The following is a 20,350-nucleotide window of genomic DNA, read 5'->3' on the forward strand; positions in this document are numbered from 1 at the left end:
GCGGAGTGCATATGTTGCAAAAGCGCACCTTAAAAATCGGCGTCAGTGCGTGCCTGATGGGCATGCCAGTTCGTTACGACGGCACGGCCAAAACCTCTGCCGATTGTCAGCAACTGGCAGATTCATTTGAAGTCATCACCTTTTGTCCTGAGGTTGGCGCAGGCATGGGCGTGCCACGTCCGACGATTTATCTTACGGGTGAAATAGCAGCCTATCAGGCGCGTTTGCATCACAACAACCAGGACGTCACGCTAGCCCTCGAACATTACAGCCAAAGCCGACGCAACGAATTAGCGCAACTCTCTGGCTGTATTTTAAAAAGCCGTTCGCCAAGTTGTGGTGTGAACAGTGCGCCATTAGTAAACGATGGACAAGCAACCGGTGAGCTGGTGGATGGCATCTTTACTCAGGTGATTCGAGCTGAATTTCCTGATATGCCTATTTTGGATAGCGATGATGTCGACGATGAACTTGCGTTGGCGCAGTTTTTACTCAAAGCGACAGTCTATGGCCATGCCGAGCTGTGCTTGGGTGATTTTGCTTGGTTACCTCAAGGAAGTGATCCCGAATTAAAGATTCGACGTTTGTTGCCCGATATCTACAAGAAAATCGAAACGCTCTCGATCGACAAGTGCGAGCAGTTTCGAGCACAATTTGAAGATGGCCAGCAAAATAACAGGAGAGCAGAGCGGTGAGTGCAGCAATTTGGTTTCGAAATGATTTACGCTTAGTCGATAATCCCGCTGTCGCAGCGGCGCTCGCCAATTGCACTAAACCGCTAAAAGCCTTTTATCTGGTTGCTCCCAAGCAGTGGCAACAGCATTATTGGGCACCGATTAAATTAGACTTGTTGTGGCGCCATCTGGCCCAGTTTAAAGCCGATTTAAAACTGCACGATATCGAGCTTGAACTGCTGGAGTGTCCCCACTGGCATCAAGCGCCGCGTGTCATTAATGATTTCTGTCAGACCCATCAGATTACCGACCTGTACGCGAATGCAGAATATCCATTGCATGAACAACAGCGCGACCGAGCAGTCGAGAACTGGCTTGCTGAGCAGCACATTAGCCTGCACATGACCCACGGCCAATTGATCGCTGCGCCGACGATTCGAACCAAACAAGGTGGGATTTATCAAAAATTCACACCGTTTCATCGGGCTTGGCGTGAGCAGATCCGTGTCAGTGGCCTACCAGAGTGTCCTCAGATTAAGTTAAATGAAGCCGCGACACCTGCCGCGATTGGCGCGTGCCCATTACCGACTAAGTCGAGCGAAGCTTGGCCTGTGGGCGAGGTAGCGACATTAGCTCTACTCGACCGTTATATTGAAAACCATGTCGCTAACTATGCCGATGAGCGTGATTTGCCAGGCTTGGATACGACCTCGCGGCTTTCTGCGTATTTTGAGTTGGGGATTGTTGGGGTGGTGACGGCTGCAAAGAAGCTGCAGCAACTGAGCCCGCAATTTCCTGATGGACTGGAACAGGGCGCGGATATTTGGTTGGCCGAGCTTGCTTGGCGCGAGTTTTATCAGCATCTAATGGCCCATGTTCCGCGTTTAAGCCAAGGCAAAGCATTTCAGGCCCACACGGATGCCTTTCCATGGCGCACTGGTGAACAGGCGGAAGCGGATTTTGCTCGCTGGTGTCGCGGTGAAACCGGCTTCCCAATTGTTGATGCGGGGATGCGTCAACTCAATAGCACTGGCTGGATGCATAATCGGGTGCGGATGATCGTGGCGAGTTTCCTAGTTAAGGATCTACAGCTCGATTGGCGTTGGGGTGAACGTTATTTTATGGAAAACCTCATCGATGGCAGTTTCCCGGCAAATAATGGTGGCTGGCAGTGGAGTGCTTCGACTGGAGTAGATGCAGTGCCGTACTTCCGGGTCTTTAATCCAACCTCGCAAAGCCAAAAGGTTGATCCCGATGGTCGCTATATCCGTACTTGGATCAAGGAATTAGAAAACTGTCCGAGCAAGTACATCCATGCTCCGAGTGAGTGGCTACGGGCCAATCAAAATCATGATTACCCGTTGCCTATGGTCGACCATAAGCAAGCTCGCGAGCAATTTTTAGAGAAATTCAAAGCGCTATAACAGAGTAAACGGTGAAAACGGGTAGAGGGGCCTATGCACACGAAACATGTGATAGAACACGAGGTAACGCAAAAAGTCGTCGGGTTTTACCAAGACTTCTCAATGGCAAGCCTTGCGTCACTGCCTGCGATTTATGCCGCCGAGGTCGAATTTGTTGACCCTGTTCACGTCACGCACGGGCTTGATAACTTGCATTCATACTTTGCCAATACCATGCAAAATGTGACCCATTGCACCTTCACCTTCAGTCAGATTACAGAGTCTGATGACGGCGCGTTTCTGGTGTGGGAGATGGTGTTTAAGCATCCCAAAATGAAAGGTGGCAAGGCGATCTCAGTGCCTGGTGTGAGCCAATTAAAATATCAAGATGGCAAGGTCAGTTGGCAACGTGACTACTATGATATGGGCGCCATGATTTACGAGAATATTCCAGTGATTGGCAAAGTTGTGAAATCGATCAAGCAGAGGCTGATTCCATGAAACGTATCCTCATTACCGGCGCAACCTCAGGGATTGGCAAACAGCTCGCCATTGATTACGCCAAGCTAGGCAATGAAGTCATTGCTTGCGGCCGCAATCAAAAGGCCCTTGATGAACTCGTTGAAATCGGTGCGGGGCGAATTAGCGCCTGCCAATTGGATGTGAGTAATGCGGAGCAAACGCGGGCAGCGTTGGCCGATAAAACTGGGCTGGATATCGTTATTCTCTCGGCAGGGGTCTGTGAATACCTTGATGTCGAGCAATTCGAAGCGGCGCTGTTTGAGCGCGTGTTCGAGGTCAATATCTTTGGCGCGATGCGCTGTGTCGAGGCCGTACTGCCAAACTTAGCAGCTGGGAGCCACTTAGTATTAGTTGGCAGTACAGCACGCTTGCTCCCCTTTACTCGAGCTCAAGCATACGGTGGCTCGAAAGCCGCTTTGAGCTATATCGCCAATAGCCTGCAGGTCGATTTAGCCGAGCGGGGCATTCGAGTGCAAACCGTCTCGCCTGGCTTTGTTGAAACGCCGATGACCGATGCCAATGACTTTGAAATGCCCATGCGGGTTACTGTAGACGATGCTTCTAAAGCGATTCGCCGCGGCATTGAGAAAAATCGCACGGATATTGCCTTTCCTCGGGTCTTTGCGACAGTTTTAAAACTTCTTTCTTTATTGCCGCAACGGGTACAAGTTGCGATTTCAAAACGTATAGCGTAGGAATTCCAAATGAAAATTGCTGTAATTGGGAGTGGTATCTCAGGGTTGACGAGTGCGTATTTGTTACATCGTGACCATGAGGTGACGGTGTTTGAAAAGAACGATTATATCGGTGGCCACACCCATACCATCCCACTTGAGAAAGATGGCGTGCAATACAATGTGGATACCGGTTTTATTGTATTTAATGACCGCACTTATCCTTATTTTCGCGCCATGATGCGCGAAATCGGAGTGCAGTGGCGTGATACCGAGATGAGCTTCAGTGTGCGCGATCCACGCTCAGGGCTTGAGTACAACGGCCACAACTTTAATACGTTATTTGCGCAGCGGAAAAACTTCTTTAAGCCAAGCTTTTATCGGTTATTAGGCGGTATCGTGAAGTTCAACAAAGCGGCCAAAGCTGCGAACAAACCAGGCGCTAACCTTGACCATGTCACCTTAGGCGAGTTTTTACGTCAGGTGAACGTATCTGATGATGTTGCGGAGTTTTATCTGCTCCCTATGGTGGCCGCAATTTGGTCTGCGAGTCTTACTGAAACTGAGAAATTCCCGCTTGGATTTTTCTTGCGCTTTTTCGAAAACCACGGCCTGCTCAATGTCACTGACCGACCGCAGTGGCATACTATTATTGGCGGTTCGAGCGCTTATATCGAGCCGCTCACGCGTGGCTTTGCCGATAAGATTCAGTTGCAAACCAAGATCAGCCGAATCCAACGCCAAGCAGATGAGCAGCAGCCGGTTTTAATTGAATTTGAAGACCGCGCGCCAGAGCGCTTCGATGCGGTGATTTTTGCTTGTCATAGTGACGAAGCGCTGGCCTTGCTTGCAGATCCAAGCGCTGATGAAACTCAAGTGTTGGGCGCAATTCCGTATCAAATGAACGATGTCGTGTTGCACACTGACGCGTCGCTATTGCCTCGTAACGAGCGGGCATGGGCATCTTGGAACTATTTATTGCATCACGGTGCAGATGCCAAAACGCGACCTAGTTCAGTGACCTATAACATGAATATTTTGCAAGGGATTCAAGGGCCACACACCTTCTGTGTTACGTTAAACAATACCGATGCAATTGCTGAACAAGAAATTATCGGTCGTTATGCCTATGCGCACCCAGTTTATAGCGTCGAATCAATGCAGGCGCGGGCGCAGCGCGGTGAGATTAATGGGGTGAATCATACCTATTTCACTGGCGCGTATTGGTATAACGGTTTCCATGAAGACGGCGTGCGCTCAGCGGTTGATGTCGCGCGAATGTTAGGCTCAGACTGGGGTAAAGAGATCGATGCTGCGTAGCGCGATCCTAAAAGGTACGATTTTCCATGAGCGCGTGAAACCCACGCGCCATCAGTTTAGTTATCCCACCGCCCAGTGGTGGCTTGCCCTTGATGAGCTTGAGCAAACTCATCAGCAGAGCCGCTTGTTTTCGACCAAAGGCTTTGCACCCTTGTGGTTCAAACGCAGTGATTATCTGCGAGGCAGTGACGGCAGCCTGAGTGATGCAGTGCTGGCAAAAGCCAGCGAACTGGCGGCAGAGCCGATAACGGGACGGGTGTACTTCCTTGGCAATTTGCGAACCTTTGGTCTGTATTTCAGTCCAATTAATTGTTACTTCATTGAGCAGACGGAAGGTGAGTATCGCTATATGTTAGCGGAGGTAAGCAATACACCGTGGAACGAACGGCATTATTATTTAGTCGATTTAAACGGGCCACTTGAGCATCCTAAAGCGTTTCATGTGTCGCCGTTTAACCCGGTCGAAATGGAGTATAAGTGGCGTTTAAAGCCACCTTTGAATCAGCCTAACCACAGTAGTTTAATTTATCTTGAGGCGCGTCGTGGTGAGCGTGAATTTATTGCCAGCATGCGTTTAAAGCGGGTCGAACTGAACTCGAATAGTATTTTACGCGTATTGCTCAGATATCCGGTGAATACACTGACCACTTTGGTGGCGATTCATTGGCATGCATTACGCTTATGGATTAAACGAACACCGATCTATGATCATCCAGATAAAATGAAAAATGGGACTTCACATGATTGATGGTGAAACGGTAATGACGGCAGAGCAGACAATGACAGGTCTTAACAAACTCTCGCGCACTATTGTCTTGTCGGTTTTGAAGCATATTGAGTATGGCCAATTGGTCATCCATGAGAATGGCCAAGAAGTGGCTAATTTCGGCCAAGCAAATGGCTTTTTGAAAGCTGAAATCAATGTGTTGCGGAGCGACTTTTATAAGCGCTTATTGTTCGGCGGCAGTATCGGAGCAGGCGAACTGTTTGTCGATGGCGCCTGGACCACGCCAGATTTGACTGCGGTCATCCAAGTGTTTGCCCGTAACCTTGAGACTTTGGACAAGTTCGAAGCTAAGCTCAGTTGGGTAATGTTGCCATGGCAGAAATTCCAGCACTGGCGTCGTAGCAACTCGAAAAAACAAGCCAAAGAAAATATTTCAGCGCATTACGATCTCGGTAATGACTTATACAAGGCGTTTTTAGACCCGCGGATGCAATACTCAAGTGCGGTCTACCCACACGCTAATGCCAGCCTGGAAGAGGCACAAGAGCATAAAATCAAACGCCTGCTGGATTCTCTCGATCTGCAACCAACGGATCATTTAGTTGAAATCGGAACCGGTTGGGGCGGGTTAGCAGTTTATGCGGCGAAGCATTATGGTTGCCGCGTGACCACCACAACGATTTCTGAAGAGCAGCACGCGTATGTTGAAGAGCTGCTTAAGCGCGAAAATCTCACCGAGCAGGTGACCTTGCTGAAAAAAGATTATCGTGATCTTGAAGGGCAATATGACAAGTTGGTGTCGGTGGAAATGATCGAAGCGGTCGGTCGCAAATACATGAGCACCTTTTTCCATACCTGCAGCCGGTTGCTGAAACCAAATGGTAAAATGGCATTACAAGCGATTACGATCGCCGACCAGCGCATGCAGAAGTACGCATATTCGGTTGATTTTATTCAAAAACATATCTTCCCAGGTGGCTTTTTGCCATCGATTCAGATGATGTCAGAAATGTATACCCGCTACACCGACATGGTGGTTCGCGAAGTATCAGACATTGGTTTTGATTATGCAAAAACCTTGCGCGATTGGCGGCATAACTTCAATCAAGCTCATCCGCAACTGCAACAGCACGGCTACGATGATCGCTTTGGTCGGCTCTGGAATTACTATATGTGTTATTGCGAAGGCGGTTTCCTTGAGCGCAGCGTTTCAGCAGTACAATTGGTAGCGACCAAACCGCAATGCCGCTAACGAAATGGCTTAATCGAACCAACTTACGCCGGCTATTTGGGCTATTTTGGTTCGATTTCGTTTGGTTTGCGGCAGTTTTTGGGCGCAACGACTGGTTGCTGTTTAGTACCGCAATGGTTGCAGCCCAATGCGTGGTTGCGGCATATTTCGGGACCTTTGCGCAACGCCGTTTTTGGCCGATAGCGACACTATTGTTTGTGCTTGGCTTGGCCCTTGAATTAACTGTGGTCGGGCTGGGGATTATCCGCTTTGATGGCGGCGTCATGCCGCTGTGGCTGGTGGTGCTCTGGGTTGGCTTTGTGCTGATGTGCCTCACCACTTTAGATGGCTTCGGTGGTCGCCCATGGCTAGCGGCACTGCTTGGTCTTGGCTTTGGTCCCGTGACCTATGCTGTTGGCGTTGAAATGCAGGCGGCGGAGCTGTTGGCACCTGTTTGGCAGTTGTGGGTAATCTATGCAGCGCTTTGGGCCGTATATATGGTTATCTTTGCAAAACTTGTTGTTAAAGTTGGAGAGCCAGTGCATGAACCGGAGCCTAGTCCAAATCCTTAGTTTGGTTGCACTCGTCGCGAGTGTAAGCCCGCAAGCGCACGCGAATCAGTGTGCGACTGAATCCTATCAAGAGCTCACTCCAGTTGGAGCGACCCGTTTATCGGTGCTGTTCTGGGATATATATGATGCTGAGCTGCGTACCGATACGGGGCGCTATGGCAACGCCTCGCAACGCGCATTGAAACTGGATTATCTGCGCGAAATCAGTAGTGCAGATTTAGTTGAAAGCACCGATGAAGAGTGGCAACGCCTTGGCTTTCGCAGCGAGCGGCATCAACAATGGCTCACTGAGCTTGCAGGGATGTGGCCTGACGTCCAAAAGGGCGATTGCTTGGTATTGATTGAAGATGCCCAAGGCCATGCCAATTTCTATAACGCCGAGGGGTTGCTCGGCTCAATTGACGCAGTCGAATTTACCAACGATTTCTTGGCCATTTGGCTGTCTGAGAAAAGCCGCTTTAAAGATGAGCGTAACGCATTAATAGGCGAGGAACCGCGATGAAAAAATATCTGTTGTTAGTGTTGCTGAGTACGGCCTTATTGGTGGGCTGTTCGAGCGGCTTAGATCGTTATACTGGCCAAGGCCCTACGCTTAAACTAGAAGAGTTTTTCAATGGCGAGCTTGTTGCCTATGGCATGGTCGAAGATTATTCAGGTGAAGTGATTCAGCGCTTTCGGGTCGACATGATCGGCACCTGGGAAGGCAACGAAGGGGTCCTCGATGAGCAGTTCTACTATGCCGACGGCAAAACCCAAGAACGTATTTGGTACATCACCAAAACCGGGCCAAATCGTTACGAAGGCCGAGCCTCAGACGTTGAGGGGGTAGCTAAAGGGGAAGTCTCAGGGTATGTCTTAAACTGGGAGTACGTGCTGAATATCGAAGTTGATGGTGAGCCGCTTGCGGTAACCCTCGATGATTGGCTCTACTTAGTCGATGAGAACAATATGATTAACCGCACGCAAATGCGTAAGTTTGGCCTGCCGGTTGGTGAAATTACCCTGTATATCGGCAAGAAGTAACCGCACTGCAATAAAAAAGCGAGCTTAATGCTCGCTTTTTTGTTTCTACACTGTTTTAACAGTCAAATTAGTTGTCGTAACCACGTGGCAGGCGAGACAGGGTCGCATGCTCTTCAAGTTTCTTCTGCCAGAGTTCTTTTGCGGTTAAACCACCGCCTGATTTAGCAGTAGATTTTTTCGCGGCAGCTTTTTTCGCAGGAGCTTTCTTTTCAGCAGCTGGCTTCGGTGCGTCAGCTTTCGCCGCAGCTTTCGCAGGCTTAGCCGCACCTTTAAGCGCTTCGGCTTCTTCTGCGAGTTGCGCGAGACGCATGTTTTTGCCACCATCTACGCTGTACCAACCGCTTTTCGCTTCAATTTTAGGTTGTTTACCGTGCGCTTGCTGATAAGCTGCTGTGAAATCAGCAACAACCTGCTCTTTATCAAGTTTGCTCATGCGTTATATCCTATGAGTTTTTAGGTTTTTTCTGAAAGTTAGCGGTTTTTTTATACCGTTTTTTGGTCAGGTTGTCCAATATCGCACCAAATTGATTGTTTAAGGTAAGAGTTAGAGCTATGCAACGACAACAACTCGAGCAGTATTTGGCAGATTATCTCGCCACCAGTCAAATCTCAGACTACAGCCCCAATGGCTTGCAGGTCGAAGGGCGCACCGATATTAAGCGTATTGTCACCGGGGTTACGGCATCGCAACGACTGCTCGATGCCGCAGTGCAAGCGCAAGCGGATGCGATACTGGTGCATCACGGTTATTTTTGGAAGAACGAGCCAGCTGTGATTACCGGCATGAAAAAGCAGCGCATCGCCACGTTACTGCAGCATGATATCAATTTATTTGGCTACCATTTACCCATAGACGTGCATCCAGAGGTGGGCAACAACGCGCAACTAGGGCGTTTACTTGGCTTTACTGAGTGCCAAGCAGTCGAATCCATCGCGCCAACTGGGGTGGTGATGCAAGGCCAGTTTGACACACCTGTAAGTCTTGCGGCACTGGTGAATATCCTCGAACAGCAATTACAGCGCAGCATGGTTTGCGTGGAGGCGGTGCACGATAACATCTGCACAGTCGCTTGGTGCACAGGTGGTGGCCAAGGTTTTATTGATGCAGCCGCGGCAGCTGGAGCGGATCTCTTCATTACCGGTGAAGTCTCTGAGCAAACCATTCATAGTGCCCGTGAACTTGGCATTAATTTTATTGCGGCGGGGCATCATGCCACCGAACGTTACGGTATTCGCGCTCTGGGCGAGCATTTAGCGGAGCGCTTTGGGCTCGAGCATCAATTTATTGATATCGACAACCCTGCATGAGCAAAAACGACCAAAGCTTCGCCGATATTGCCGGCAAGTTTAATCGCAATATTTATGGCACGCCTAAAGGTCAGCTGCGCTTGGCGGTGTTAAAGCGCGATCTGAGTTCTCTTGCGCGCAGTGAGACGCAGCTGAATATTCTCGATGTGGGAGCTGGGCTTGGCCAAATCAGTGAACTGTTTGCCAAAGCAGGGCACAGCATTACCCATAGCGATGTTGCAGAGCCGATGCTAGAGCAGGCACAACAGCGCCATCGGGAAGCCGGGTTGGCGAGCCAGTATCGATACCGTCTTGCAAGTTTGCAGGAGTTAGCGTGTGAGCCGCAGCAGTATGATTTAGTGCTTTGTCATGCGGTGCTCGAGTGGCTTGCTAAACCGCATGAAGCGATTGCGCAACTGACGCAATTAACCAAGCCGCAGGGGCGTATTTCGCTGATGTTCTATAACCGTGATGCCAAGCGCTTGGCGAATATTTTGTATGGCAACTTTGATTATGTGCAAAATGACCTACAGGTTAAAAAACGCGTGCGCTTAAGCCCACAGCAACCGCTCGCACCCGCTGAGGTTGAGAGTTGGATACAAGCAGAAGGTTTAGTCATTGAGCAACAGACTGGGGTGCGTTGTTTTTATGATTATTTAAAAACGCCGCCGCCTGCCGAACAAATGCCGCAGCTACTCGAGTTAGAGCTTGCCTACAATCAACAATCTCCTTATCGTGAATTAGGTCGTTACCAACATTGGCTTATGCGGAAGCCATAGCATGTCAGAACACGTCGTTATCTATTATCAAAGCCAACACCGAAAAGCGCGCAAACTAATGCGTGAATATAAGGCTTTTTTACTCTGTCAGCGCTGGCTTAAACAGCTTACCGTGATTGGCAGTGCCAATGAGCGCCATACTGATATTGAGCGCTTGAGTGCCTTGCGCGAGCAGGTTTCTCGGGTGTATGTGGTCGGTGGCGATGGCTCGATTAATATTGTCGCAGAAGTTTTTGCGCAAACAGACGTATCGGTTTGGGTGATTCCGGCCGGGACGGGGAACGATTTTGCCCGCGATCTCGGGATTGAAGATTCTTACTGGTTGCTGGCACCAGTTGGGCAGATGCCGCCAGCTGTCGAACAATTAAAGGTCGCGATAGGGCGAGCGAATGATTATTGCTTTGTGAACCATCTTGGCGCGGGTCTTACGGTCGATTTAATGCGCTTACAAAAGGGCCCATTTAAGAAGCTTTTTGGTAAGTTGAGTTATACCGTTGCCTTGTTACTGTATTTGCTGATGCCGAAACGTAAGCGCAGCTCGTGGCAAGTTGCCGGACAGACCGTTTACGCGCAGATTGTCGCGGTGAGCCGATTTATTGGCGGCGGTATTGCCGTTAACCCTGAGGCGAAACGCCAGCGCAGTTTAGGGCGCTATTTATTGGTGCCCGCGCACCCAGATGGCAAATTGCTGGGCGCATTTATTGCAATATTGCGTGGTCAAGCAACACCTTATTTAGAATTGTCAGATATTACCACGATTGAAGTGGGCACGAGTGATGTCGCCATTGAGCTTGATGGTGATGCGCGCATGCTTGGCCCAGTGACGGTCACGATTGAGCCGCAGGCCTTGACTGTTGCAGTACCCAGGTCTTCTCATCATTTAACTTAGGAGAATCAGTTATGACACAGTTTAACTGCGCCTTTATTGGGCTTGGGGTGATGGGCTATCCCATGGCCGGCCATATGCAGCAAAAAGGCTATGCGACCCGCGTCTATAACCGCACCCATGCGAAAGCGTTAGCATGGCAGCAAGAGTATCAGGGTGAGGTCGCAAAAACGCCTCGAGAGGCAGCCGCTGGTTGTGATTTTATCGCGGTTTGTGTCGGCAATGACGATGATGTGCGCAGCGTCTTTTACGGCGACGATGGCCTGTTAGCGCAGCTCAAGCCCGGCGCGATTGTGGTTGATCATACGACGGCCTCGGCAGAGCTTGCCCAAGAGCTGGCTGAAGCAGTACACGCACGCCACGGGCTGTTTCTTGATGCGCCAGTATCTGGTGGCCAGCAGGGCGCAATCAATGGTGTGCTGACAGCGATGATTGGCGGCGACCAAGCGGCCATAGAAAACGCTGATGACATCATCGCCAGTTACTGTAAAACGCGTCAATATATGGGGCCCGCAGGCTCTGGTCAGTTGGCGAAAATGGTCAATCAAATTTGTATTGCAGGCGTGGTCCAGGGGCTGGCTGAAGGCTTACAGTTGGCGCGTAAAGTCGGTTTAGACCCAGATGCGCTGATTAACGCAATTTCGCAAGGTGCCGCAGGCTCGTGGCAGATGGTGAACCGTTATAAAACCATGTGGCAAGGTGAGTACGAGCATGGCTTTGCGGTGGATTGGATGCGCAAGGATTTAAAAATTGCTTTAACTGAGGCAGAGCGCCAAGGGCTAAGCTTGCCACTCACCGCTTTAGTGGATCAATTTTATGCTGAAGTGCAGAAAATGGGCGGAAGCCGCTGGGATACTTCAAGTCTACTGGCGCGACTCGAGCGCGATTAAGATTTAATTCATACCATAAAAAAACCCCGCAATTGCGGGGTTTTTATTTTGAAGAATGACCCTTAACGGATACCCATACGACGCAGGGCAGACGTGCTAAAGTCACGACGCTCTGGCTCGATGTCAAAGTTCATAAACTCAGACTCTTCATTAGCAAGACCAAGCACGATATAACGACCTGAGTTCAAGTCATACAGCGCTTCGGCAGCGTTCCAAGGTGTATCGTGGTAGTAGAACTGCGTATTGTACGCTTCACCCACGCGCCAGAGTTCGCCACGGCCATCATAATGATCAACGACTGATGCACCCCACGTATCTTCATCGAAAAACATGTGACGCACAGCGTAGATATGACGCTCACCATCTTTAAGGGTTGCTTTCACTTCCCAAACACGGTGTTTTTCATAACGAATCAAGTCTTGGTTCATGTGCCCAGCGTTGATGATTTCATCATAAGTTAGGCTTGGATCCATCAACTTGTAGTTGTTGTAACCAATGTACATTTCACGCTTGCCAACTAGTTCCCACTCGTATTTATCTGGGGCACCGTTGTACATATCCAGACCATCTGAGGTACGCAGACCGTCAGACGCAGTACCTGGACCATCATACGCTACGTTCGGTGCACGACGGACACGACGTTGACCTGCGTTATAAAGCCATGCACGACGGCCTTCTTTAACTTGGTCAATCGTTTCGTGAACCAGCAAAACAGTACCAGTCAAACGTGCTGGGGCGAGAACTTCTTGCAAGAAGTAAAACAGTACGTTGTCATCGTCTTCAGTACGGCCGCTTTGCATGTACTCAGGGAAAACCAAAGATTCACGCAGCAAGACTGGCACGAAGTTACCGTCTTCAAGTACTGGGAATTGGTTCACCAAACGCTGTACCGCACCACCACGATAACGCGTGACGTGGTTCCAAATTACCTCGAGACCATTTGCAGGAATCGGGAATGGCACGTGCTTGTCAAAGTTAGCAAGACCGTTACCGCCCGCAACAAGCTCAGCGTTCACTGCATTTTTTGCAATTACGTCATACACTTCTTGTGGGTAGGCCGCTGTACGGCGAGTTGGATAGATGTTCATCTTGTAATCTGGGTACTTGTTGAACATCGCAATTTGACCAGGCGACAAAAACTCTTTGTGCTGGTCTAAGTTAGCATTGGTGATGGTGAACAGAATTTCATCGTCAGCGAATGGGTCAGCAGGGCGCATTGGGATTTCCCCATCAGCTGTAACACTGTAGCCACCCGTCCATGCAGGAATTGAACCGTCGGCATTACCTGCCATTTCAGCTCCAACTGGGGTGAGGTCTTGACCTAACCGTGCAGCTTCCTCAGGACTAACTTTAGCCATAACACTTGCCGAAATAACTGAAAGCGCAAATACACCGGCTTTAAGCATTAGTTTATTCATAGAGTTTTCCTTGTTGTACAGAAGTACTTATTATTGTGTACCCGATTAAAGTACCGCAAAACCACGACAATTAAAATGCCCATCTGCTACTAGCGTTTGGTCAAGTCTCGCTGTATTGTAACAGCTGGTTTGACCTCCCGCGAAATATGCATAGGATGTATTGCCTGTAGAAATTTTGCAACTGTTACCATTACAATTCTAAGACACAAGAAGATCAAGAGGGTTCCATGGGACGAATTACAGCTTGGAGTGGCGTCATGCTAGCCCTGTTCGGGCTACCTACCGTTGCGGCTGAGACCGTAACCGATTATGACGTGATGCTGACTCCCGCAATGCAAGCGCCAAAAGCGTCAACCGCGACATTGACCGAAATTACCAAAGCGGGTTCACGTCAAGTGGCGGTGGGTGACTTTGGGGTGGTGATTTATCGCGATGAGGATGCGCCGAACTGGCAGCAAGCTGCGGTAGATACCAGTGTATTACTGACGGCAGTGAGTTTTGCCAATGCTGAGCAAGGCTGGGCGGTTGGTCACCATGGCGTGGTCATGACCACTACTGACGGAGGCCAAAGCTGGCAACGGCAAATGGATGGTTTTGATTTTATCGAGTTGCAAATTGAGCATTATAAGCAAGTCGCTGAGCAGCTCGCTGAGGAAGTCGACAACTTACCGGATAATTCATCGTTTTCAGAGCGCGATGATCTCGAATTTCAGCTCGAAGAAGCCTTATTCCGCGCTGAATCAGCTGAACTTGCGCGCGAAGAGGGTCCCACTAAGCCGTTTTTGGATGTGTTAGCCATAGATAGCCAAACCATTTTTGTTGCAGGTGCCTATGGCACGCTGTTGCGCTCGACAGATGGCGGGCAAAGTTGGGAAATGCTCGATCAACGTATCGAGAACCCAGATGGTTTGCACATCAATGCTTTAACTTATGGTCAAGGTTCAGTCTACGCGGTTGGCGAAGGCGGGCAAATTTTCCGCAGTGACGATCAAGGTGACAGTTGGATCATGCTTGACTCGCCGTATTACGGCTCATTTTTTGAGGTATTCGTCGATCAATCTGAGCGGGTTTGGGTTGCTGGCTTGCGCGGAAATATTTTTGTCGCCGAGCATGCCGATGCAGAATTTGAACCTCTGGCGATTAACGATCGCGTCAACATCAACCAAATCATCGATGGCCCTGACGGTAGTGTGATTTTAGTGGGCAATGCCGGGTTGATGGCGCAGATTTTTGCCAACGGTGAAATGAGTCAGCAACGCCATAACAGTGGTGCAAGCCTGACGGATATTATCACCAATGCAGATGGCAGCTATACGCTTGTCGGTCAACGTGGGGTGCTTGAAGTGCAAGCGGACCTCAGTCAAGCCAGCCAATAAAAGGTTAACATTAAGATGTCGAAACAGATTCATACAACTGAGGTCGTGCTGGAAAAAGCGTTATTCAAATTCCGACCGTTTTGGTTTGTGATTTTTGCGCTGCTGACGGCGTTTTTAGCTTGGCATGCGAGCCAGGTGCGCCCCGAAGCGTCTTTCACAAAAATGATTCCGACCAATCATCCGTTTATTCAAAACTACTTTAAACATGCGGATGATTTATCCACCCTTGGTAACGTGGTGCGGATTGCCGTTGAAACGACTGACGGTGATATTTTTACGCCTGAATACCAAAAGTTGCTGCAAGAAGTCACCGACGAAGTGTTCTTTATACCCGGCGTTGATCGCAGTGGCTTAAAGAGTATTTGGACGCCAAACGTGCGCTGGAGTGAAGTGACCGAAGAAGGCTTCGTGGGTGGACCTGTGATTCCCGATACTTGGGATGCATCTGCCGCGTCACTTGACCAATTGCGCACCAATATTCTGCGCTCGGGTGAAGTGGGTAACTTAGTCGCCAACAATTTCCGCTCTGCGCTTATTTATGTGCCGCTTAATGAGGTGAATCCAGATACGGGTGAAGCGCTTGATTATCAGGAGTTTTCAGAAAACCTTGAAAACCTGATTCGAGATAAATACGAAAGCGACACCATCAAGATTCATATCACTGGCTTTGCAAAAATTATCGGTGATTTGATTGAAGGAGCCGAGCAGGTTGGCTTGTTCTTCTTATTGGCGATCATCATTACCTTGTTGATGCTTTATATCTACAGCCGCTGTTGGCGTAGCGCATTAGCGGTATTGTCGTGCTCATTTATTGCTGTGGTCTGGCAGTTGGGCATCATTAAATTGATTGGAAGCGGGATTAACCCATACTCGATGTTAGTGCCGTTTTTGGTGTTCGCGATTGGGGTCAGCCATGGCGTGCAGATCATTAACGCAATCGCGAATAACCGCGTCGATGGGCACGATAAGTTCGACTCCTCGAAATTAGCCTTCCGTGGCCTCTATATTGCTGGTTTAACTGCGTTGGTCTCTGACGCGATCGGCTTTACCACCTTGATGGTCATCGATATTGCGGTGATTCAAGAACTCGCCATTGCCGCCAGTATCGGGGTTGCGGTTGTGGTTCTGACCAATCTTGGTTTGTTGCCACTGATCATGTCGTACATCGGGGTGTCACCGAAAGGCACGGAATATACCGCCAAAGTGCGTGGCGAGCGTCACCCGGTGCTGAACTTCTTTACCCATTTCTCACGCCCTAAATACGCTTACACAGCGCTCGTTGTTGCTTTGATTGGTTTAGGTTGGGGGCTGTATTACGGTCAGCAGATGAAAATCGGTGACCTTGATGCGGGTGCACCAGAGTTGCGTCCAGACAGCCGCTATAATCTCGATAACCAGTTCATCGTGGACAACTATAGTTCGAGCACCGATATCTTCGTGGTCATGGCTGAAACCGAGCCAAGCCAGTGTATTGCGTATGACAATCTCGAAGTGATGGATCGTTTTAGCTGGCACATGCAGAACACCCCTGGTGTGCAGGATGTTAAATCGGTTGTGTATGTGGCGAAAATGGGCGGTTACGGGCTGAACGAAGGTAACCTCAAGTGGTTTAGCTTGAATCGCAACCAGTACGTGCTCAATGCCAATACCAGTCGCACACCGCCGGGTCTTATTAACCCAGATTGTTCGATGGCGCCGATCATCATCTATTTGAATGATCACAAAGCAGAGACGCTGAAAACTGTGGTGGCTGCGGTTGATAACTTTAATCAGAGCTATCAACAAGAAGGCCTCGAACTGCTGATGGCAGCCGGTAATTCAGGCATCGAAGCGGCAACTAACTCGGTTATCGAAGATGCCCAATACGAGATGTTATTGTGGGTCTACGGGGTCGTGATTGTGCTCTGTTTGATTACCTTCCGTAGCATTCGTACGGTGATCTGTATCGTCTTGCCACTGATGTTAACCACCATTATGAGTCAGGGTCTTATGGCTGTACTCGGGATTGGTGTGAAAGTTGCGACCTTGCCTGTTATCGCCCTTGGCGTAGGTATTGGGGTCGACTACGGGATTTATATCTACACCAAGATCAAAGAAGGTTTAGAGCAGGGCATGCACCTTGATGACTGCTACAAATATGCGCTCGATAGCACAGGTAAAGCCGTTGGTTTCACTGGCTTAACCCTCGCCATTGGGGTGGCAACTTGGATCTTTTCGCCGATCAAGTTCCAAGCAGACATGGGTATCTTGTTAACCTTTATGTTCCTGTGGAATATGCTCGGTGCCTTGATTCTGATCCCTGCCTTGGCGCGCTTATTTGCGCGCTTCGGCAAGCAGATTCATTAAGCGGTTGGGGTGTCGGCTAAGATAAAGTCGGCACCCTTCGCCGCGATGGCCATGGTGGGCGCATTGGTGTTGCCGCTCACTACCCGTGGCATAATCGATGCGTCAATCACTCGTAAGCCACTGACACCTTTCACGCGTAAACGCTCATCCACCACTGCATTGTCATCTCTACCCATCCGACAGGTACTGGTAGGGTGATAAATCAGGCCAATATTTTCTTGGATCTCTTTGAGTAAATCGGCATCGCTCTGATCGGGCTTTGGAAACAGTTCACCGCCATTAAACGGCTCCATCGCGGGCTGTCGCATAATCGCTTGGACTTGACGCACACCATTTAACAGCACTTGTTGGTCTTCGACATTATCTAAAAAGCGATATTCGAAGTGGGGCGCTTGCTTCGGATCGGCCGATTGCAATGAGAGTTTGCCGCGAGCATTCGGTCGTAACACGCAGACATGGCAGGAGAAGCCGTGTTTGACCGCAGGACTTAAGTCATAGCCGCTGTCATTAAATAACGTCGGCACCACGTGCAATTGCATATCCGGTGTTTCAACGGATGGGTCGCTGCGAAGGAAGCCACCAACTTCACAAGGAGATACCCCGAAACTGCCGCTTTTATCACGGCGGTAACGCAATAATTCACGTCCTAAGCGCCATAATCCGGCGGGGCTTAAGGTAATGCCGTCTTTTGCTTTGTTTTTAAAGTGCAGGGTAACATCGACATGCTCTTGCAGATTGGCTCCCACCTCAGCACGATCACTGACCACTGGAATGTCGAACTTCTGTAGTTCGGCGGCAGGGCCGACCCCCGATAGCATCAGCAGTTGCGGTGAGTTGATGGCTCCCGCGGCGACAATAATTTCATGCTTCACATGCAGTTGCTTAAGTGCGCCGCGGTGACGGAATTCAACCGCAACAGCACGTTGCTGCTCAAATACCACACGCTCAACTAAGGTGTCTGTGATGACGGTTAAGTTACTGCGGGCGCGCGCGGGTTCTAAAAAGGCGCGGCGCGCGCTCCAGCGCATTTTATCTTTAATAGTAAACTGGTATGGGCCAACCCCATAGAGTGACTCACCGTTAAAATCAGGGTTAAAAGGTAAGCCATATTCCTGTCCAGCCTCTACAAACGCTTTAGCGACGGCAAAGTGAGTCGGATTATCGCTTACATAAAGCGGCCCTGAGTCGCCATGGTAGGCATCGGCGCCGCGCTGGTTCTGCTCAAGGGCTTTAAAGGTCTCGAGCATCGACTGATAGCTCCAGTCAGGGCCAGCTTCACTTTCCCAATGAGCGTAATCAATGGGGGCGCCACGGGTGTAGATCATGGCATTGATACCACTTGAGCCACCGAGCATTTTTCCGCGCGGAGTATAGAGCCCTTTGCCTTTGCGCAAGGGAGCGCGATCTTTGCTGCGATACATCCAATTAAATTTAAAGCTACGCATAAAGCGGGCCACGCCACCTGGCATGTCGACAAATATAGATTTGCCATCGCCACCCGCCTCGAGTAACACCACTTGGTATCGCCCACAGGCGGACAGACGGTCGGCCAACACACAGCCGGCAGAACCGCCACCAACAATAATAAAATCAGGGTGGGCAGGGAGTGAGGTCATAAGCTCTCCACATAGCGATAGAGGTCATAGAGCAACCGCTGTTGATGCGGATGGTCTTGATGCTCAAGCATAAGTTGTTCAAGTTGTTCGATAAATTCTTGCGTACTCAAAGCACCTTTGGGTGGCTCGAGCAGACGTTGTTGTAAAAATCCGCGCCAACGAGCGAGTTCATTTGCGCTCAAAGTCGCAGGATAATTGCGGGCGCGATAGCGAAACAGCATTTCGGGGATGCGCTCATCTTCAAATTGCAAGCTCAAGCCAGCCAGTTGCTCTGGCGGGGTCGCGCGGATCATGGTCATCGCTTGACGATCGTGATCACTGAAAAACGCACCGCTATAAAGCTCAAAATCAGGATCTTGCAGCGAAGGATGGGGTTGATAGTCACGTTGCTCGCTGACGACATCGATGACCCGTTGGCGGAATTCGGGTTGTTGCCGTAACCATTGATAGCGCTCGATTAACTCGGGGACTGAAATGTCGAGCTCGCTGGCACGCTGTTCTGAGAGAACTTTAATCGGTGCCAGAAATGGACATTTATTAAGGGCGAGGACTTTACCGCCAAATGCTTCGAGTTGTTGTTCTAGACGCTCTTGCTTAGGCATAAAGCGGCGCTCGCGCATGGTCTCAGCTGTTGCCTCAAGAAAGGCCCGCGGGTCACAGCGTAAATCCCAATAAATCAGCTGATTGGGTTGATCCGGATGTTCATCGAGGGGCATGATAAAGCTGGTATAGCCGTTATCTGCACCGTAAAACCCATGCACATGCAGCAGCGGTTGAGCGCTTTGCTCGGCTTCGGCGATGAGCTTTTTCAAAGCGGCTTTACCGCGATGCTGAAAAGCGAAATCAAACAAGCGTGGTTGTTTCGTTTTAATTAATTTGGCAATGGCAATGGTGGCATAAACGTCAGCCATGGCATCGTGGGCTTGCCCGTGATCGATGCCGTTTGCGCGAGTTAAATCTTCAAGTTTAAGGCTGACCCGACCATCATCGTGTTGCGGCCACTGAATTCCCTCTGGGCGCAGGGCATAACAGGCCCGCACTAAGTTGATCAGATCCCAGCGGCTATTGCCGTTTTGCCAAGTGTGCGCATAGGGGTCGTGAAAATTGCGATAAAACAAATAGCGGGTGACTTCATCGTCGAACTGGATGTTGTTGTAACCCACCGTCACGGTATTCGCTTGACTAAATTCAGCCGCAATACGGTTAGCAAACTCGGCTTCAATCGTGCCATTTTGTAAGGCGTACTGTGGCGTGATACCCGTCACCAAGACCGCCATTGGCTGCGGCAGAAATTCTTGGCTTGGCTGGCAATAAAGCCGCAACGGACGCGCACAGGGTTCAAGCTCGAGATCAGTGCGTAAACCTGCGAATTGCGAGGGGCGGTCAAGTTGTGGATTTACCCCCCAAGTTTCGTAATCATGCCAGTAAAAAGTTAGTTGCGGATCCATAATACTCAGATACAAATTGGTCTTACCTCAACCATAACCATGCGCTTGATTTTGCGCAAGCATTCAACTCGCTCGAATGCGTAATTTGCCCGATAGAACGAGTGGTATCTGAACGACAGCGGTGGCACTATGAATAACGTTAGTCGAACAGAGGACTT

General features: G+C 49.8%; 20 protein-coding genes. 16 read left to right on the plus strand and 4 right to left on the minus strand.

What is annotated here, in order from left to right; genetic code table 11:
- Nucleotides 1-11: 11 nt before the first annotated feature.
- Genes CWI83_RS01670 through CWI83_RS01715 form a run of 10 tightly spaced genes read left to right on the plus strand, consistent with a single transcriptional unit; the run spans nt 12 to nt 8,146 of the window.
- A complete protein-coding gene (locus CWI83_RS01670; RefSeq protein ID WP_126824838.1) occupies nt 12-695 on the plus strand; it encodes a 2-thiouracil desulfurase family protein in 684 nt (227 codons plus the stop codon).
- Nucleotides 692-2,098, plus strand: a complete 1,407-nt coding sequence (locus CWI83_RS01675) for a cryptochrome/photolyase family protein (protein ID WP_126824840.1) — start codon at nt 692-694, stop codon at nt 2,096-2,098. The genes CWI83_RS01670 and CWI83_RS01675 overlap by 4 nt, the downstream gene beginning before the upstream one ends.
- A 33-nt stretch (nt 2,099-2,131) precedes the next feature.
- The gene (locus CWI83_RS01680; protein WP_126824842.1) at nt 2,132-2,578 is read left to right on the plus strand and encodes a nuclear transport factor 2 family protein; all 447 of its coding nucleotides are present in this window, start codon (nt 2,132-2,134) and stop codon (nt 2,576-2,578) included.
- Nucleotides 2,575-3,294 (plus strand): SDR family NAD(P)-dependent oxidoreductase, encoded by a 720-nt coding sequence (locus CWI83_RS01685; RefSeq protein ID WP_126824845.1) that lies wholly within the window; start codon nt 2,575-2,577, stop codon nt 3,292-3,294. The genes CWI83_RS01680 and CWI83_RS01685 overlap by 4 nt, the downstream gene beginning before the upstream one ends.
- A 9-nt stretch (nt 3,295-3,303) precedes the next feature.
- A complete protein-coding gene (locus tag CWI83_RS01690) occupies nt 3,304-4,593 on the plus strand; it encodes an NAD(P)/FAD-dependent oxidoreductase (protein ID WP_126824848.1) in 1,290 nt (429 codons plus the stop codon).
- Nucleotides 4,583-5,341, plus strand: coding sequence for a DUF1365 domain-containing protein (locus tag CWI83_RS01695; protein ID WP_338053317.1), 759 nt, complete (start codon nt 4,583-4,585; stop codon nt 5,339-5,341). The genes CWI83_RS01690 and CWI83_RS01695 overlap by 11 nt, the downstream gene beginning before the upstream one ends.
- Entirely contained in the window at nt 5,334-6,572 is a 1,239-nt protein-coding gene (locus CWI83_RS01700; protein WP_126824851.1) for an SAM-dependent methyltransferase, read from the plus strand. The genes CWI83_RS01695 and CWI83_RS01700 overlap by 8 nt, the downstream gene beginning before the upstream one ends.
- Nucleotides 6,563-7,123: a DUF2878 domain-containing protein gene (locus CWI83_RS01705; protein WP_126824853.1), complete on the plus strand. Its 561-nt coding sequence runs from the start codon at nt 6,563-6,565 to the stop codon at nt 7,121-7,123. The genes CWI83_RS01700 and CWI83_RS01705 overlap by 10 nt, the downstream gene beginning before the upstream one ends.
- Entirely contained in the window at nt 7,095-7,625 is a 531-nt protein-coding gene (locus tag CWI83_RS01710; protein WP_126824856.1) for a chalcone isomerase family protein, read from the plus strand. The genes CWI83_RS01705 and CWI83_RS01710 overlap by 29 nt, the downstream gene beginning before the upstream one ends.
- A complete protein-coding gene (locus CWI83_RS01715; RefSeq protein ID WP_126824859.1) occupies nt 7,622-8,146 on the plus strand; it encodes a DUF3833 domain-containing protein in 525 nt (174 codons plus the stop codon). The genes CWI83_RS01710 and CWI83_RS01715 overlap by 4 nt, the downstream gene beginning before the upstream one ends.
- Nucleotides 8,147-8,213: 67 nt before the next feature.
- Here CWI83_RS01715 and CWI83_RS01720 read toward each other — a convergent pair whose 3' ends face one another.
- Nucleotides 8,214-8,579 (minus strand): hypothetical protein, encoded by a 366-nt coding sequence (locus tag CWI83_RS01720; RefSeq protein WP_126824862.1) that lies wholly within the window; start codon nt 8,577-8,579, stop codon nt 8,214-8,216.
- 119 nt (nt 8,580-8,698) lie between these two features.
- Between CWI83_RS01720 and CWI83_RS01725 the strand changes: the two genes are divergently transcribed.
- From CWI83_RS01725 to CWI83_RS01740, 4 genes are read left to right on the plus strand one after another with little or no spacing between them, the layout of a single operon-like run.
- Nucleotides 8,699-9,454 (plus strand): Nif3-like dinuclear metal center hexameric protein, encoded by a 756-nt coding sequence (locus CWI83_RS01725; RefSeq protein ID WP_126824865.1) that lies wholly within the window; start codon nt 8,699-8,701, stop codon nt 9,452-9,454.
- Nucleotides 9,451-10,212: a methyltransferase domain-containing protein gene (locus CWI83_RS01730; protein ID WP_126824868.1), complete on the plus strand. Its 762-nt coding sequence runs from the start codon at nt 9,451-9,453 to the stop codon at nt 10,210-10,212. The genes CWI83_RS01725 and CWI83_RS01730 overlap by 4 nt, the downstream gene beginning before the upstream one ends.
- 1 nt (nt 10,213) lies before the next feature.
- Nucleotides 10,214-11,101 (plus strand): diacylglycerol/lipid kinase family protein, encoded by an 888-nt coding sequence (locus CWI83_RS01735; protein ID WP_126824871.1) that lies wholly within the window; start codon nt 10,214-10,216, stop codon nt 11,099-11,101.
- A gap of 11 nt (nt 11,102-11,112) precedes the next feature.
- Complete coding sequence (locus CWI83_RS01740; protein ID WP_126824874.1) at nt 11,113-11,988, plus strand: NAD(P)-dependent oxidoreductase; 876 nt, start codon at nt 11,113-11,115, stop codon at nt 11,986-11,988.
- Nucleotides 11,989-12,050: 62 nt separating this feature from the next.
- Here CWI83_RS01740 and CWI83_RS01745 read toward each other — a convergent pair whose 3' ends face one another.
- Nucleotides 12,051-13,406 (minus strand): DUF1329 domain-containing protein, encoded by a 1,356-nt coding sequence (locus CWI83_RS01745; RefSeq protein ID WP_126824876.1) that lies wholly within the window; start codon nt 13,404-13,406, stop codon nt 12,051-12,053.
- Between the two features lie 227 nt (nt 13,407-13,633).
- Here CWI83_RS01745 and CWI83_RS01750 point away from each other — a divergent pair, with 227 nt between their 5' ends.
- Together CWI83_RS01750 and CWI83_RS01755 are read left to right on the plus strand one after the other, a co-directional pair.
- Nucleotides 13,634-14,782 (plus strand): WD40/YVTN/BNR-like repeat-containing protein, encoded by a 1,149-nt coding sequence (locus tag CWI83_RS01750; RefSeq protein WP_126824879.1) that lies wholly within the window; start codon nt 13,634-13,636, stop codon nt 14,780-14,782.
- Between the two features lie 15 nt (nt 14,783-14,797).
- On the plus strand, nt 14,798-17,128 hold the full coding sequence (locus CWI83_RS01755; RefSeq protein ID WP_126824881.1) for an efflux RND transporter permease subunit: 2,331 nt from the start codon (nt 14,798-14,800) through the stop codon (nt 17,126-17,128).
- Here CWI83_RS01755 and CWI83_RS01760 read toward each other — a convergent pair.
- Both CWI83_RS01760 and sbcB read right to left on the minus strand, forming a co-directional pair.
- Nucleotides 17,125-18,744 (minus strand): GMC family oxidoreductase, encoded by a 1,620-nt coding sequence (locus CWI83_RS01760; RefSeq protein ID WP_126824884.1) that lies wholly within the window; start codon nt 18,742-18,744, stop codon nt 17,125-17,127. The genes CWI83_RS01755 and CWI83_RS01760 overlap by 4 nt on opposite strands.
- Nucleotides 18,741-20,192, minus strand: coding sequence for an exodeoxyribonuclease I (gene sbcB, locus CWI83_RS01765; RefSeq protein ID WP_126824887.1), 1,452 nt, complete (start codon nt 20,190-20,192; stop codon nt 18,741-18,743). Before sbcB ends, CWI83_RS01760 begins: the two co-directional genes overlap by 4 nt.
- Nucleotides 20,193-20,350: the final 158 nt, after the last annotated feature.

The organism is Pseudidiomarina taiwanensis, from assembly GCF_003987435.1.
Taxonomy (GTDB): domain Bacteria; phylum Pseudomonadota; class Gammaproteobacteria; order Enterobacterales; family Alteromonadaceae; genus Pseudidiomarina; species Pseudidiomarina taiwanensis.

Excerpts from the sequence above, each read along its gene's own strand:
- sbcB (WP_126824887.1), bottom strand. The coding sequence starts at position 20,192 with ATGGATCCGCAACTAACTTTTTACTGGCATGATTACGAAACTTGGGGG.
- CWI83_RS01755 (WP_126824881.1), top strand. The coding sequence starts at position 14,798 with ATGTCGAAACAGATTCATACAACTGAGGTCGTGCTGGAAAAAGCGTTA.
- CWI83_RS01685 (WP_126824845.1), top strand. The coding sequence starts at position 2,575 with ATGAAACGTATCCTCATTACCGGCGCAACCTCAGGGATTGGCAAACAG.
- CWI83_RS01735 (WP_126824871.1), top strand. The coding sequence starts at position 10,214 with ATGTCAGAACACGTCGTTATCTATTATCAAAGCCAACACCGAAAAGCG.
- CWI83_RS01690 (WP_126824848.1), top strand. The coding sequence starts at position 3,304 with ATGAAAATTGCTGTAATTGGGAGTGGTATCTCAGGGTTGACGAGTGCG.
- CWI83_RS01750 (WP_126824879.1), top strand. The coding sequence starts at position 13,634 with ATGGGACGAATTACAGCTTGGAGTGGCGTCATGCTAGCCCTGTTCGGG.
- CWI83_RS01760 (WP_126824884.1), bottom strand. The coding sequence starts at position 18,744 with ATGACCTCACTCCCTGCCCACCCTGATTTTATTATTGTTGGTGGCGGT.
- CWI83_RS01700 (WP_126824851.1), top strand. The coding sequence starts at position 5,334 with ATGATTGATGGTGAAACGGTAATGACGGCAGAGCAGACAATGACAGGT.
- CWI83_RS01710 (WP_126824856.1), top strand. The coding sequence starts at position 7,095 with ATGAACCGGAGCCTAGTCCAAATCCTTAGTTTGGTTGCACTCGTCGCG.
- CWI83_RS01705 (WP_126824853.1), top strand. The coding sequence starts at position 6,563 with ATGCCGCTAACGAAATGGCTTAATCGAACCAACTTACGCCGGCTATTT.
- CWI83_RS01695 (WP_338053317.1), top strand. The coding sequence starts at position 4,583 with ATGCTGCGTAGCGCGATCCTAAAAGGTACGATTTTCCATGAGCGCGTG.
- CWI83_RS01740 (WP_126824874.1), top strand. The coding sequence starts at position 11,113 with ATGACACAGTTTAACTGCGCCTTTATTGGGCTTGGGGTGATGGGCTAT.
- CWI83_RS01725 (WP_126824865.1), top strand. The coding sequence starts at position 8,699 with ATGCAACGACAACAACTCGAGCAGTATTTGGCAGATTATCTCGCCACC.
- CWI83_RS01670 (WP_126824838.1), top strand. The coding sequence starts at position 12 with ATGTTGCAAAAGCGCACCTTAAAAATCGGCGTCAGTGCGTGCCTGATG.
- CWI83_RS01715 (WP_126824859.1), top strand. The coding sequence starts at position 7,622 with ATGAAAAAATATCTGTTGTTAGTGTTGCTGAGTACGGCCTTATTGGTG.
- CWI83_RS01720 (WP_126824862.1), bottom strand. The coding sequence starts at position 8,579 with ATGAGCAAACTTGATAAAGAGCAGGTTGTTGCTGATTTCACAGCAGCT.
- CWI83_RS01680 (WP_126824842.1), top strand. The coding sequence starts at position 2,132 with ATGCACACGAAACATGTGATAGAACACGAGGTAACGCAAAAAGTCGTC.
- CWI83_RS01745 (WP_126824876.1), bottom strand. The coding sequence starts at position 13,406 with ATGAATAAACTAATGCTTAAAGCCGGTGTATTTGCGCTTTCAGTTATT.
- CWI83_RS01730 (WP_126824868.1), top strand. The coding sequence starts at position 9,451 with ATGAGCAAAAACGACCAAAGCTTCGCCGATATTGCCGGCAAGTTTAAT.